Source organism: Streptomyces cyaneus (genome assembly GCF_004028635.1).
In the GTDB taxonomy this organism is placed as follows: domain Bacteria; phylum Actinomycetota; class Actinomycetes; order Streptomycetales; family Streptomycetaceae; genus Streptomyces; species Streptomyces cyaneus.
In genome coordinates this window covers 933,967-947,473 of the sequence record NZ_ML138678.1, presented here as the reverse complement: position 1 = coordinate 947,473, position 13,507 = coordinate 933,967, and the positions used below count along the sequence as shown (strand labels likewise).

13 protein-coding genes are annotated in these 13,507 nt (G+C 71.6%); 10 read left to right on the top strand and 3 right to left on the bottom strand.

All coding sequences use genetic code 11. The features are described from left to right. Positions 1-14: 14 nt before the first annotated feature. Positions 15-1,247: a radical SAM family heme chaperone HemW gene (gene hemW / locus EHO50_RS04255; RefSeq protein ID WP_128428431.1), complete on the top strand. Its 1,233-nt coding sequence runs from the start codon at positions 15-17 to the stop codon at positions 1,245-1,247. Between the two features lie 104 nt (positions 1,248-1,351). Continuing rightward, on the top strand, positions 1,352-1,942 hold the full coding sequence (locus tag EHO50_RS04250; RefSeq protein ID WP_128428430.1) for a Uma2 family endonuclease: 591 nt from the start codon (positions 1,352-1,354) through the stop codon (positions 1,940-1,942). Here the strand turns inward: EHO50_RS04250 and EHO50_RS04245 are convergent. Both EHO50_RS04245 and EHO50_RS04240 read right to left on the bottom strand, forming a co-directional pair. Continuing rightward, positions 1,920-2,735 (bottom strand): DUF3097 domain-containing protein, encoded by an 816-nt coding sequence (locus EHO50_RS04245; protein ID WP_128428429.1) that lies wholly within the window; start codon positions 2,733-2,735, stop codon positions 1,920-1,922. The genes EHO50_RS04250 and EHO50_RS04245 overlap by 23 nt on opposite strands. Before the next feature lie 43 nt (positions 2,736-2,778). Further along, a complete protein-coding gene (locus EHO50_RS04240) occupies positions 2,779-3,513 on the bottom strand; it encodes an MBL fold metallo-hydrolase (protein ID WP_128428428.1) in 735 nt (244 codons plus the stop codon). A 162-nt stretch (positions 3,514-3,675) separates the two neighbouring features. On the opposite strand from EHO50_RS04240, the gene hrcA reads away from it, so the two are divergent. The 5 genes from hrcA (at position 3,676) to EHO50_RS04215 (ending at position 8,278) form a co-directional block, all read left to right on the top strand. Then, positions 3,676-4,692 (top strand): heat-inducible transcriptional repressor HrcA, encoded by a 1,017-nt coding sequence (hrcA, locus tag EHO50_RS04235; RefSeq protein ID WP_128428427.1) that lies wholly within the window; start codon positions 3,676-3,678, stop codon positions 4,690-4,692. Further along, the gene (gene dnaJ, locus EHO50_RS04230) at positions 4,693-5,829 is read left to right on the top strand and encodes a molecular chaperone DnaJ (RefSeq protein ID WP_128428426.1); all 1,137 of its coding nucleotides are present in this window, start codon (positions 4,693-4,695) and stop codon (positions 5,827-5,829) included. It abuts the gene before it with no gap. Between the two features lie 204 nt (positions 5,830-6,033). Beyond that, the gene (locus EHO50_RS04225) at positions 6,034-7,119 is read left to right on the top strand and encodes a nitronate monooxygenase (RefSeq protein WP_128428425.1); all 1,086 of its coding nucleotides are present in this window, start codon (positions 6,034-6,036) and stop codon (positions 7,117-7,119) included. Then, positions 7,116-7,865, top strand: coding sequence for a 16S rRNA (uracil(1498)-N(3))-methyltransferase (locus tag EHO50_RS04220; RefSeq protein WP_128428424.1), 750 nt, complete (start codon positions 7,116-7,118; stop codon positions 7,863-7,865). The genes EHO50_RS04225 and EHO50_RS04220 overlap by 4 nt, the downstream gene beginning before the upstream one ends. Positions 7,866-7,885: 20 nt before the next feature. Continuing rightward, a complete protein-coding gene (locus EHO50_RS04215) occupies positions 7,886-8,278 on the top strand; it encodes a VOC family protein (RefSeq protein ID WP_128428423.1) in 393 nt (130 codons plus the stop codon). On the opposite strand, the gene EHO50_RS44485 is transcribed toward EHO50_RS04215, so the two are convergent. Continuing rightward, positions 8,220-8,768 (bottom strand): hypothetical protein, encoded by a 549-nt coding sequence (locus tag EHO50_RS44485; RefSeq protein WP_181449547.1) that lies wholly within the window; start codon positions 8,766-8,768, stop codon positions 8,220-8,222. The two genes, EHO50_RS04215 and EHO50_RS44485, sit on opposite strands and share 59 nt — an antisense overlap. A 150-nt stretch (positions 8,769-8,918) precedes the next feature. On the opposite strand from EHO50_RS44485, the gene EHO50_RS04205 reads away from it, so the two are divergent. The 3 genes from EHO50_RS04205 (at position 8,919) to EHO50_RS04190 (ending at position 13,473) form a co-directional block, all read left to right on the top strand. Beyond that, a complete protein-coding gene (locus EHO50_RS04205; protein ID WP_164904746.1) occupies positions 8,919-9,476 on the top strand; it encodes a hypothetical protein in 558 nt (185 codons plus the stop codon). 74 nt (positions 9,477-9,550) lie between these two features. Next, a complete protein-coding gene (locus EHO50_RS04200; RefSeq protein WP_246101010.1) occupies positions 9,551-12,769 on the top strand; it encodes a S41 family peptidase in 3,219 nt (1,072 codons plus the stop codon). A gap of 350 nt (positions 12,770-13,119) precedes the next feature. Beyond that, on the top strand, positions 13,120-13,473 hold the full coding sequence (locus tag EHO50_RS04190; protein ID WP_128428420.1) for a histidine triad nucleotide-binding protein: 354 nt from the start codon (positions 13,120-13,122) through the stop codon (positions 13,471-13,473). Positions 13,474-13,507: the final 34 nt, after the last annotated feature.

Here is a 13,507-nt window from a genome sequence, read left to right as displayed (position 1 = left end):
GGACAATGGAACCCATGCCCTCCGCACTCCCCGACGGCGAGCCCGTCCCCGACGACGGCACGCTCCCCGCGTCCGCGCTCACCGGGTCCGCCGACCGCCCCCTCGGTTTCTACCTGCACGTCCCGTACTGCGCGACCCGCTGCGGCTACTGCGACTTCAACACCTACACGGCGACCGAGCTGCGCGGCACGGGCGGCGTCCTGGCGTCCCGCGACAACTACGCCGAGACCCTCATCGACGAGATCCGCCTGGCCCGCAAGGTCCTCGGCGACGACCCGCGCGAGGTCCGCACGGTCTTCGTCGGCGGCGGTACGCCCACGCTGCTGGCCGCCGACGACCTCGTACGGATGCTGGGGGCGATCCGTGACGAGTTCGGCCTGGCGCCGGACGCGGAGATCACCACGGAGGCGAACCCGGACTCGGTGGACCCGGGGTATCTGGCCACCCTCCGCCGGGGCGGCTTCAACCGGATCTCCTTCGGCATGCAGAGCGCCCGGCAGCATGTGCTGAAGGTGCTGGACCGCACGCACACGCCGGGGCGCCCGGAGGCCTGTGTGGCGGAGGCCCGTGCGGCGGGCTTCGAGCACGTCAATCTGGACCTGATCTACGGCACACCGGGCGAGTCGGACGACGACTGGCGGGCGTCCCTGGAGGCGGCGATCGGTGCCGGGCCGGACCATGTGTCGGCGTACGCCCTGATCGTCGAGGAAGGCACGCAGCTGGCGCGTCGTATCCGCCGGGGCGAGGTCCCGATGACCGACGACGACGTCCACGCGGACCGGTACCTGATCGCCGAGGAGACGTTCACAGCGGCCGGTTTCGACTGGTACGAGGTCTCTAACTGGGCGACCTCCGCGGCCGGCCGCTGCCTGCACAACGAGCTGTACTGGCGGGGCGCCGACTGGTGGGGCGCGGGGCCGGGAGCGCACTCGCACGTGGGCGGGGTGCGGTGGTGGAACGTGAAGCATCCGGGGGCGTATGCGGCGGCTCTGGCGGCGGGGCGGTCGCCGGGGGCGGGGCGGGAGCTGTTGTCGGAGGAGGACAGGAGGGTCGAGCGGATCCTGCTGGAGCTGCGGCTGCGGGAGGGGGTGCCGCTGGAGCTGCTGCGGGAGGAGGGGCTTGCGGCTTCTCGGCGGGCGTTGGGGGAGGGGCTGTTGCAGGAGGGGCCGTATGGGGAGGGGCGTGCGGTGCTGACGTTGCGGGGGCGGTTGCTGGCGGATGCGGTGGTCAGGGATTTGGTGGACTGATCACTCGGGCGAGTGAATCGGTGCGGAACGCCGGTTCGATCCCTAACCTGATTCGTAGGCTGCTCCCGTAATTGCACGGTGGCGGAAACCGGAGGGCTGCGGAGATGACCGCTGTGGACGACCGACCGATGACCACCGGCATGGTGAAGATCTTCGAGGAGCTTGAGCCCCCTGAGGGCGTCAAGATGGAGCTCCTCCGGGGGGTAATCGTGATGATGGCCAGCCCTGACATCGTGCACAACATGATCGTTGCCGATGTCCAGGACCAGATCCCGCGACAGCACTGGTTTCGCCTTCAGACCCAGGACGTGGACATCCTGGACGAGGCCAGCGAGCCGGTACCGGACCTGGTGGTCGTGGAGCGGGACGCCCTACCCGACTCGGGCCGTCTGCTGCCCTCCAAGCTGGTCACGATGGTCGTGGAGGTCGTCTCCAAGTCCAGCGTCCATCAGGACTATGTGATCAAACGTTCGATCTATGCCGCCGGGAAGATCCCCACCTACCTAATTCTCGACCCGATCATGGGGCACTGCGTGCTGCTGACGAAGCCCGCGGGCCAGGGTGACGACGCCGACTACCTCAGCCAGGAGATCATCAAGTTCGGCGATCCAGTCCCGTTGGAGGCTCTGGGGGTCGAACTGGACACCAGCGAGTTCGGAACGCTTCCTGACGTCAAGCCCCACCGCTACCCGTAACGAAGTCGATCAGCTCCTCCACCCGCCCCAACAACTCCGGCTCCAGGTCCTTGTAAGACCCCACCCGCCCCAGAATCGCCTGCCACACCGCCCCGGTGTTCTCCGACGGCCACCCCAGCGCCCGGCACACCCCGGTCTTCCAGTCCTGCCCGTGCGGCACCCGCGGCCACGCCGCGATCCCCAGCGACGACGGCTTCACCGCCTCCCAGATGTCGATGTACGGGTGGCCGACGACCAGCGCGTGCTCGCTCGTCACCGCCTCCGCGATGCGCCACTCCTTGCTGCCCGGCACCAAGTGGTCCACCAGCACACCCAGCCGCGCGTCCGGCCCGGGCGCGAAGTCGGCGACGATCGACGGCAGGTCGTCGACGCCCTCCAGGTACTCCACCACCACGCCCTCGATGCGCAGGTCGTCGCCCCACACCTTCTCGACCAGCTCGGCGTCGTGCCGGCCCTCGACATAGATACGGCCGGCGCGGGCCACGCGCGCGCGTGCCTGCGGGACGGCGACCGAACCGGATGCGGTACGGGTGGGGCGCACCGGAGCGGAGGACGTCGGCCGGACGAGGGTCACCACCTTGCCCTCCAGCAGGAACCCGCGCGGCTCCAGCGGGAACACCCGATGCTTGCCGAAGCGGTCCTCCAACGTCACCGTGCCCGCCTCACAACGGATCACCGCGCCGCAGAAACCGGTGCCGGGCTCCTCCACCACCAGGCCCGGTTCCGCCGGGACCTCGGGGACGGGCTTGGGCTTCTTCCAGGGTGGGGTGAGGTCGGGTGAGTACTGGCGCATTCGAGTGACGATAGGAGAAGCCCCGCCCGCGCGTCCCGCGGAATCACAGCGACACGCCGAATCGGGCCGCCAAGGTGTCGCGCTGGCGTCGTACGAACTCGGCGTCCACCACCGCTCCGTGACCGGGCACGTACAGCGCGTCCTCGCCGCCCAGGTCCAGCAGGCGGTCCAGGGCCGCCGGCCAGTGCGACGGTACGGCGTCGGGGCCGGCCTGGGGTTCGCCGGACTCCTCCACCAGGTCGCCGCAGAAGACCACCTCGGCGGAGCCGGGAGCGCCCGGCACGAGCACGACCAGGTCATGGGCCGTGTGGGCCGGGCCCACGTTCGCCAGCAGGACCTGGCGGCCGTCGTCCAGGTCGAGGGTCCACTCGCCGCTCACCTGGTGGTGCGGGTGGACCAGGGCGTCGATCGCCTCGTCCGCCGCGTCCTGGTCCAGGCCGTTGCGTACGGCGTCCGCGCGCAGTTCCGCCCGCTCGTGTGCGAACACCGTGTCCAGGCCCACCGCCCCGTAGACCTGCGCGCCGGCGAACGCCGCCGCCCCGAAGACATGATCGAAGTGGGGATGCGTCAGCGCGAGATGAGTCACACGGTGACCGGCGAGCCACTGCGCCTGCGTCCGCAACCGCACGCCCTCAGCGAGGCTCGACCCGGCGTCGACGATCAGCGCGCCGCCCTCCCCGACGACCAGCCCCGCCGTGCAGTCCCAGCCCGGAAGCCGGCACCGCCCCACCCCGGCCGCCAGCCGCTCCCACCCCAGCTCTTCCCAAGTCACCGTCATACGGCGACGCTAACCAAGACACCACCGTCCGGCACGGTGGTGCTGGACCGGCCTTGCCCGGGGTGTACCCCACCGCCGTACACTGGGCCGGGGACGGCTGGCACTCGGGCGGACAGAGTGCCAGGCAAGGCGCCAAGGGGACGAAACTGGAGGTGTGCGCGGATGCTGAGTGAACGCAGGCTTCAGGTGCTGCGCGCCATCGTCCAGGACTATGTCGGGACCGAGGAGCCGGTGGGCTCTAAGGCGCTCACCGAGCGGCACAACCTCGGCGTCTCCCCGGCGACCGTTCGCAACGACATGGCGGCCCTGGAGGACGAGGGCTACATCGCCCAGCCGCACACCAGCGCCGGGCGGATCCCGACCGACAAGGGCTACCGGCTGTTCGTCGACAAGCTCGCCGGCGTCAAGCCGATGAGCCCGCCGGAGCGGCGCGCCATCCAGAACTTCCTGGAGGGCGCCGTAGACCTCGACGACGTCGTGGCGCGGACCGTGCGGCTGCTCGCGCAGCTCACCCGGCAGGTCGCCGTCGTGCAGTACCCGTCGCTGACCCGGTCCACCGTCCGGCACGTCGAGCTGCTGTCGCTCGCGCCCGCGCGCGTGATGCTCGTGCTGATCACGGACACCGGACGGGTCGAGCAGCGGATGATCGACTGTCCCGCACCCTTCGGTGAGGCCTCGCTCGCGGATCTACGCGCGCGGCTCAACAGTCGGGTCGCGGGGCGGCGCTTCACCGATGTGCCGCGGCTCGTCGAGGACCTTGCCGAGGCCTTCGACATAGAGGACCGCGGCACCGTCTCGGCCGTGCTCTCCACCCTCCTGGAGACGCTCGTCGAGGAGAACGAGGAGCGGCTGATGATCGGCGGCACCGCCAATCTCACCCGCTTCGGGCATGACTTCCCCCTCACCATCCGGCCCGTCCTGGAGGCCCTGGAGGAGCACGTCGTACTCCTCAAACTCCTTGGCGAGGCGGGGGATTCGGGCATGACCGTGCGCATCGGGCACGAGAACGCCTATGAGGGACTCAACTCCACGTCTGTCGTGTCGGTCGGCTACGGTTCGGGCGGCGAGGCAGTCGCCAAGCTCGGCGTGGTCGGACCGACCCGCATGGATTACCCGGGAACGATGGGAGCGGTACGCGCAGTGGCACGGTACGTCGGACAGATCCTGGCGGAGTCGTAAGTGGCCACGGACTACTACGCCGTTCTCGGCGTGCGTCGCGACGCGTCGCAGGAAGAGATCAAGAAGGCCTTCCGGCGGCTCGCGCGCGAGCTGCACCCGGACGTCAATCCGGATCCGAAGACCCAGGAGCGGTTCAAGGAGATCAACGCCGCTTACGAGGTGCTGTCGGACCCGCAGAAGAAGCAGGTCTACGACCTGGGCGGCGACCCGCTGTCCCAGGCGGGCGGCGCGGGAGCCGGCGGCTTCGGCGCGGGCGGCTTCGGGAACTTCTCGGACATCATGGACGCGTTCTTCGGTACGGCGTCCCAGCGCGGTCCGCGGTCGCGTACGCGGCGGGGCCAGGACGCGATGATCCGGCTGGAGATCGAGCTCGACGAGGCGGCCTTCGGTACGACGAAGGACATCCAGGTCGACACGGCCGTCGTCTGCAACACCTGCAACGGTGAGGGGGCTGCCCCCGGCACCTCCGCCCAGACGTGTGACATGTGCCGCGGCCGCGGTGAGGTGTCGCAGGTGACGCGGTCCTTCCTGGGCCAGGTCATGACGTCCCGCCCCTGCCCGCAGTGCCAGGGCTTCGGCACCGTCGTCCCGACGCCGTGCCCGGAGTGCGCGGGCGACGGCCGCGTGCGCTCGCGCCGCACCCTGACGGTCAAGATCCCGGCCGGTGTCGACAACGGCACACGGATCCAGCTCGCCGGTGAGGGCGAGGTCGGCCCGGGCGGCGGTCCGGCCGGTGACCTTTACGTCGAGATCCATGAACTCCCGCACCCGACCTTCCAGCGGCGCGGCGACGACCTGCACTGCACGGTGACCATCCCGATGACGGCGGCGTCGCTCGGCACGAAGGTGCCGCTGGAGACGCTGGACGGCCTGGAGGAGGTCGACATCCGGCCGGGTACGCAGTCCGGCCAGTCGATCCCGCTGCACGGCCGCGGAGTCACACACCTGCGCGGCGGCGGCCGCGGCGACCTCATCGTGCACGTCGAGGTACAGACACCGACCAAGCTGGACCCCGAACAGGAGCGCTTGCTGCGCGAGCTCGCCAAGCTCCGGGGCGAGGAGCGGCCGACGGGGCAGTTCCAGCCTGGGCAGCAGGGGCTGTTCTCGCGCCTGAAGGATGCGTTCAACGGGCGCTGACGTGAGCTGCGGGGACGCTGCTGGGGGTCCGGGGGTCGGCCCCCGGGCAGGCACAGTCAGCCTGGGCAGCAGGGGCTGTTCTCGCGGCTGAAGGATGCGTTCAACGGGCGCTGAGCCCGTGCTGTTCCCCTTGGGAATATGTTGGCCTATGCCAAGGGGAAGGGTCGATTCGGACTTGTTCGGAGGACGTGACAACATGCCGTCATGTCCTCCGCACTGACCGATCTCTTCCCGCTTCCGATCGTGCAGGCCCCCATGGCAGGCGGCGTCTCCGTGCCGCAGCTCGCTGCTGCCGTGTCCGAGGCCGGTGGGCTGGGGTTTCTCGCCGCCGGGTACAAAACCGCCGACGGGATGTACCAGGAGATCAAGCAGCTGCGGGGGCTGACCGGGCGGCCCTTCGGGGTCAATCTGTTCATGCCGCAGCCCGAGTATGCCGACGCGGCCGCGGTCGACGTCTACGCCCATCAGCTCGCCGGCGAGGCCGCCTGGTACGAGATCGAGCTGGGGGACCCGGACAGCGGGCGGGACGACGGGTACGACGCCAAGCTCGCCGTGCTGCTCGACAATCCCGTGCCCGTCGTCTCCTTCCACTTCGGTGCGCCCAGCAGTGAGGTGCTGCAGTCGCTTCGGCGTGCCGGGACCTTCACCCTCGTCACCGCCACCACCCCGGACGAGGCCCTCGCCGTGCAGCGGGCCGGTGCCGACGCCGTGATCGTGCAGGGGATCGAGGCCGGCGGCCACCAGGGCACGCATCGCGACAACCCCGAGACCGACGGCACCGGCATCGGGCTGCTGTCGCTCATCGCGCAGGTCCGTGAGGCCGTGAGCCTGCCCATCGTCGCCGCCGGCGGCATCATGCGCGGCAGCCAGATCGCCGCCGCGCTCGCCGCCGGCGCCAGTGCCGCCCAGCTCGGGACGGCGTTCCTCGCCACCCCGGAGTCCGGCGCCAACGCCCTGCACAAGCAGGCGCTGACCAACCCCCTGTTCGTACGGACCGAGCTGACGCGCGCCTTCTCCGGGCGGCCCGCCCGCGGCCTCGTCAACCGCTTCCTGCGCGAGCACGGGCCGTACGCCCCCGCCGCTTATCCCGAGGTCCACCACCTCACCTCGCCCCTGCGCAAGAAGGCCGCCGCGTCCGGCGACGCGCAGGGCATGGCCCTGTGGGCGGGGCAGGGGCACCGGATGGCGCGTGAACTGCCCGCCGGGCAGCTGGTGGAGGTGCTGGCCGCCGAGCTGGACGCCGCGGCGACAGCGTTGTCGGCTCTGCCCAAGGGCGGTGCGGGCTCATGACCGCTCCCGTGTTCGTGGTCGAGCACCTCCCGGCCGGGGACGGGCAGCAGTACGTGCTCGACGGGCCCGAGGGACGGCATGCCGTCTCCGTGAAGCGGCTGCGGGCGGGGGAGGCCGTCGTCCTCACCGACGGCGACGGTCGCTGGGCCGAGTGCGAGGTGGTCGACACCGAGGGCAAGGACCGGCTGGTTCTGCGGCTGGGTGCGGTGGCCGAGGAACCCGCGCAGCAGCCCCGTATCACCGTCGTCCAGGCCCTTCCCAAGGGGGACCGCGGTGAGTTGGCCGTCGAGACCATGACCGAGACCGGCGTCGACGCGATCGTGCCCTGGGCGGCCGCCCGGTGCATCACGCAGTGGAAGGGCGAGCGGGGCGCGAAGGCCCTCGGCAAGTGGCGGGCCACCGCCCGTGAGGCCGGCAAGCAGTCACGCCGGGTGCGTTTCCCCCAGGTCGCGGACGCGGCTACGACCAAGCAGGTCGCGGCCCTCCTCGCCCAGGCCGACTTCGCCGCCGTACTGCACGAGGACCGCGACTACGGCAGCGAGCCGCTGGCGACGGCCCAGCTGCCCGCCGAGGGCGAGATCGTGCTCGTCGTCGGCCCCGAAGGCGGCGTCGCCCCCGAGGAGTTGGCCCTCTTCGAGGAGGCGGGCGCCAAGGCGTACCGTCTGGGCCGTACCGTCCTGCGCACCTCCACCGCCGGAACCGCGGCGACGGCACTGCTCCTCGGCCGCACCGGCCGCTGGTCCTGACCCCGGGAGGGACGTTCGCCTTGGAACTCGCCCAAGTACGGCTGCTGGTCGGCGACTTCGCCGCCTGCTACCGCTTCTACGCCGACGTCCTCGGCCTCAAGCCGCAGTCGGGGGCGACGAACGGGCCGTACGAGAAGTTCAGCCCCGCCGTCGGCTCGGCGGGCATCGCCCTTCAGGACCGGGCGATGATGGCCGAGGTGCTGGGCGAGCTGGGTGATGCCGCCAACGGGCACCGCTCCCTGGTGGTGCTGCGGGTGGACGATCTGGACACCTGCTGCGAGCGGATCACCTCACGCGGTGCGACCCTCCTGCACGGCCCCGCCCCGATGACCGACCGCATGCGCGTCGCCCACCTCAAGGACCCGGAGGGGAACCTGGTGGAGCTGCAGGAGTGGCTGCTGCTGCGCGGCTGAGGACGGCGTCGAACAGCTCCCAGCCGTCCAACTCCGCGCCCCCTGGCAGGAGTCGGCGGGCCGTCGCCTCGTCGACGATCCCGCGTACCACACCGGGTTCGCGCAGATTGAGCAGCCGCCCGGGGCCGGTCGCCACGCATCCGACGTACGAGTAGCCGTTGGAGATGCCGCGGGTGGCCGTGCGCAGGGCGCCGAGGCGGGCTCCGTGCAGGCGGACCTCGACGACCAGCGTGGTGCGGTGCGCCACGCCGGGCGCCGCCTCGTCGCCCTCCGCCAGGCGTACGGCCCAGCCGCGCTCCTCGAACAGGGCTGTCACATAGGCGACTTCATCCGGATGGTCGACCACGTCGACGAGCATTCGCACCCGGCGCCGGCGCGGTGGCGCGGGCGGTCCCGCCGGGTCCGTCACCGTGTCCGCGCCGACCTGATCGGCGTCGTCCGGGGTGCGCGGCGCGGGCAGGGCGCGGGCGGGGATCCGTGAGGGGGGCAACGGTCCTCCGGGCAGGGTGGGTTGAGCGACAGCTCGATTGTGACGTGCGAGAGCAGTCAGTGGCCGTATGCGCTCTACCGCGTCGGCGGGGACAGTGGCAGGCTGCCGTCCATGGGGGCGTTCAGGAGGATTTGGGATCGCGCCGGTCGCATGGAGCGCACGGGTCGCGCAGGTCGTCGCACGCATGTGGTGCGCGTGGCAGGCGTGGCGGGTCTCGCCGTGGTCGCCGTCGGCGGGGCGGTCGCCTGTGATCCGGGCGGGCTGAGCAGTGCGACCGTGGCCTTCACGACCGACCAGACCGTGACCGCGGAGCTGGAGCGGCAGAAGGCCGACGTGCAGTGGCTCAACTGCACGGGCTCGTACGACAACGCGGACGGCAAAGGCAACGGTGGCTCCGCCGCGCCGACGGCGAGCGAGAACACCGTGGTCAAGGTCGACTGCGAAGGCGAGACCAAGGACGGCAAGGACATCACCGTCACCGGCAGGATCACCCGGGCCGTCAGCGGCGCCTGTGTGCGCGGCGACCTCGTCGCCAAGATCGACGGCAAGGAGTGGTTCCACGTCAACGGGCTGGGCAACTGCAATGCCACGCCCTCGCCCGTCAACCCGCCCGGCAACGGACAGCAGCCCGGGCCCACGGTCACGGTGACCGTCACCAAGACCGTCTACTGCCAGGAGCGCCCGAACTGCTGGCCGGAGGGCAAGTGAGCGCACCCGGCCGGGAGTTGGGCAAGTGATCCAAAGGTCTGTCCCCGGACGCTGCCCCTGCTTATGGTGATCGGGTGACTCAGTCCGTGACGCCCGGATCGTCTTCGTATCTCCGGTATCCGCATCTGCACGGCGACCTGGTCGCCTTCACCGCCGAGGACGACGTATGGCTCGCCCCCCTCGACGGTGGCCGGGCCTGGCGGGTCAGTGCCGACAACGTGCCGGTCAGCCTGCCGCGCATCTCGCCCGACGGTACGACCGTCGCCTGGACCTCCACCCGTGACGGCGCCCCCGAGGTGCACATCGCGCCGGTCGACGGGGGCCCCTCGAAGCGCCTCACGTACTGGGGCAGCTGGCAGACCCGGGTGCGAGGCTGGACCCCTGACGGCGAGGTCCTCGCGATCAGCGCCCAGGGCCAGGCGGGCAGCCGCCGCACCTGGGCCCACACGGTCCCGCTCGACGGCGGACCGGCCACCGTGCTGCCGTACGGCCCCGTCGCCGATGTCGTCCACGGGCCCCACCTGGTGCTCGCGTCGGCGCCGATGGGGCTGGAGGCGGCGCGCTGGAAGCGCTACCGGGGCGGTACGGCGGGCAAGTTGTGGATCGATCGGGGAGCCGAGGGCGACGGTGACTTCGTACGGCTTCACGAGGAGCTGGACGGGAACATCGAGTACCCGACGTGGGTGGGGGAGCGGATCGCGTTCCTCTCCGACCATGAGGGCGTCGGGGCCGTGTACTCGTCCCTCGCCGACGGGTCCGATCTACGCCGCCACACGCCCCTCGAGGGCTTCTACGCCCGGCATGCCGCGAGCGACGGCACCCGGGTCGTGTACGCCTGCGCCGGGCAACTGTGGCTCCTGGACGACCTCGACGGCGCCGAGCCGCGCCCGCTCGACATCCGGCTCGGCGGGCAGCGCACCGACCGGCAGCCCTACCCGCTGAACGCCGCCCGCTCGTTCGGGGCGGCGGCGCCCGACCACACCGCGCGCGGCAGCGCGGTCTGTGTCCGGGGCGCCGTGCACTGGGTCACCCATCGCTCCGGTCCCGCCCGTGCGCTCGCCGCCGAGCCCGGCGTACGGGCCCGGCTGCCGCGCACCTTCCGGGCGGAGGGCGAGGAGTGGGTGGTGTGGGTGACGGACGCGGAGGGCGACGACGCGCTGGAGTTCGCGCCCGCGACCGGGCTCGCACCGGGGGCCACACCGCGCAGGCTCGGCGCCGGGCAGTTGGGCCGGGTCCTGGAGCTCGCCATGGCGCCCGACGGGAGCCGGGCGGCGGTCGCCGCACACGACGGGCGGCTGCTGCTCGTCGAACGGGAGACCGGCGAGGTCCGCGAGGTCGACCGCAGCGAGGACGGGGACGTCTCCGGGCTGGTCTTCTCGCCCGACTCGGCCTGGCTCGCCTGGTCGCACCCCGGCCCGCGCCCGCTGAGCCAGCTGAAACTCGCCAACACCACCGACCTGTCGGTCTCCGAGGCGACCCCGCTGCGCTTCCAGGACTACGCGCCCGCGTTCACCCAGGACGGCAAGCACCTGGTGTTCCTGTCGACGCGGGCCTTCGACCCCGTCTACGACGAGCACGTCTTCGACCTCGCCTTCGTGGTCGGCTCCCGCCCCCACCTGATCACCCTGGCGGCGACGACCCCGTCCCCCTTCGGTCCGCAGCGGCACGGACGCCCCTTCGACGCGCCCGACAAGGACGAGACACCCGACAGCGAGGGCACCCCGGCCACCCGGATCGACCTCGAAGGGCTCGCCGACCGGATCGTGCCGTTCCCGGTCGAGGCCGCCCGCTACACCAATCTGCGGGCCGCGAAGGACGGAGTGCTGTGGCTACGGCATCCCGTACGCGGCGCCCTCGGTGCCTCCCGGGCCACACCCGACGACCCCGAGCCCAAGACCGAGATGGAGCGCTACGACCTGCTCCAGCGGCGCGTGGAGCATCTCGCCGACGACGCCGACCACTTCGAGGTCAGCGGCGACGGCAAGCGGCTGCTGCTGTGGACCGACGGCAGGCTCAAGGTCGTCCCCAGCGACCGGCGGGCCTCCGGCGACGACGACAGCGACTCGAACATCACCGTGGACCTGACGCGCGTACGGCAGAGCGTCGACCCGTCGGCGGAGTGGCGGCAGATGTTCGAGGAGACCGGCCGCATCATGCGCGACCACTTCTGGCGGCCGGACATGAACGGCGTGGACTGGACGGGGGTGCTGGACCGCTACCGCCCGCTGCTCGACCGGGTCGCCACCCACGACGACCTGATGGATCTGCTGTGGGAGGTACAGGGCGAGCTGGGCACCTCGCACGCGTACGTCGCGTCGCGCGGCGGGTACGGCGGCGGGGCCCGGCAGGGGCTGCTCGGCGCCGACATCTCCCGCCATCCGGACGGCAGTTGGCGGATCGACCGCATCCTGCCGTCCGAGACGTCCGACCCCGAGGCCAGGGCGCCGCTGGCCGCGCCGGGGGTCGCGGTGCGGGCCGGGGACGCGATCGTGGCGGTCGCCGGGGTGCCGGTGGATCCGGTGACCGGGCCCGGGCCGCTGCTAGTCGGTACGGCGGGTAAGGCCGTGGAGCTGACGATCTCGCCGACCGGGGGTGGGGACGTACGGCATGCGGTCGTGGTCCCGATCGCCGACGAGGAGCCCCTGCGGTACCACGCGTGGGTGGCGGACCGGCGGGCGTACGTCCACGAGAAGTCCGGCGGGCGGCTCGGCTACCTCCATGTGCCGGACATGCAGGCGCCGGGCTGGGCCCAGATCCACCGCGACCTGCGGGTCGAGGTGGCCCGGGAGGGGCTCGTCGTGGACATCCGGGAGAACGGCGGCGGGCACACCTCGCAACTGGTCGTGGAGAAGCTGGCACGCCGGATCGTGGGGTGGGAGGTGCCCCGCGGGATGCGCCCGTACAGCTATCCGGCGGACGCCCCGCGGGGGCCTGTGGTGGCGGTGGCGAACGAGTTCTCCGGCTCCGACGGGGACATCGTCAACGCGGTGATCAAGGCGTTGGGGCTGGGGCCGGTGGTGGGGACGCGGACGTGGGGCGGTGTGATCGGGATCGACAGTCGGTATCTGCTGGTCGACGGCACGCTGATCACCCAGCCGAAGTACGCCATCTGGCTGGAGGGGTACGGCTGGGACTTGGAGAACCACGGGGTCGATCCGGACGTGGAGGTGGTGCAGCGTCCGCAGGACTGGGTGGCGGGGCGGGATGCTCAGCTGGACGAGGCGGTGCGGATCGCGTTGGCGGGGCTGGAGGAACGCCCGGCGAAGTCAGCGCCACCGCTGCCGGACCACTGAGCCCTCTTCGCCCCCGCCGCCCCTACCCGTCCCGTCCCTGGGGGCCTGCGGCCCCCAGACCCCCGCTTCGGCCCTGAACGGGCCTCGTCCTCAAACGCCGGACGGGCTGGATGATGCTGGCCGGCGCTGAGAGGTGAAGCCCCCTCGTCTTCGAATGCCGGGCGGGCTGGAAAACTCAGCCCCTCCGGCGTTTGAGGAGCGGGGGTCCAGGGGGCGGAGCCCCCTGGTGGGGTCGAAGGGGCGGAGCCCCTTCAAGGACGGGAAGGGTAGGGGCGGCGGGGGCGAGGAACCCTGGCGGCCCGGCGATAGCATGCCCCCGTAAGAGATCACCCGGCGTCAGGAGGCAACGCATGGCAGGGGAGCCGCAGGACGACTGTCTGTTCTGCAAGATCGCCGAGGGACATGTCCCGGCGACGATCGTGCGGGAGACGGACACGACCGTCGCGTTCCGGGACATCAACCCCCAGGCGCCCACCCACGTCCTGGTCATCCCGAAGGCGCACTACCGGGACGCCTCCGCCCTCGCCACCGCCGAACCGACCCTCGCCGCGGACGTCCTGCGCGAGGCCCAGGCCGTCGCCGACGAGGACAAGCTGGAGAGCTACCGCATCGTCTTCAACACCGGTCCCGGCGCCGGCCAGACCGTCTGGCACGCCCACGCCCACATCCTCGGCGGCCGCGGCCTGCAGTGGCCCCCCGGATAAGTCGAAGTAAGTCGAAGTAAGTCGAAAGAACTCG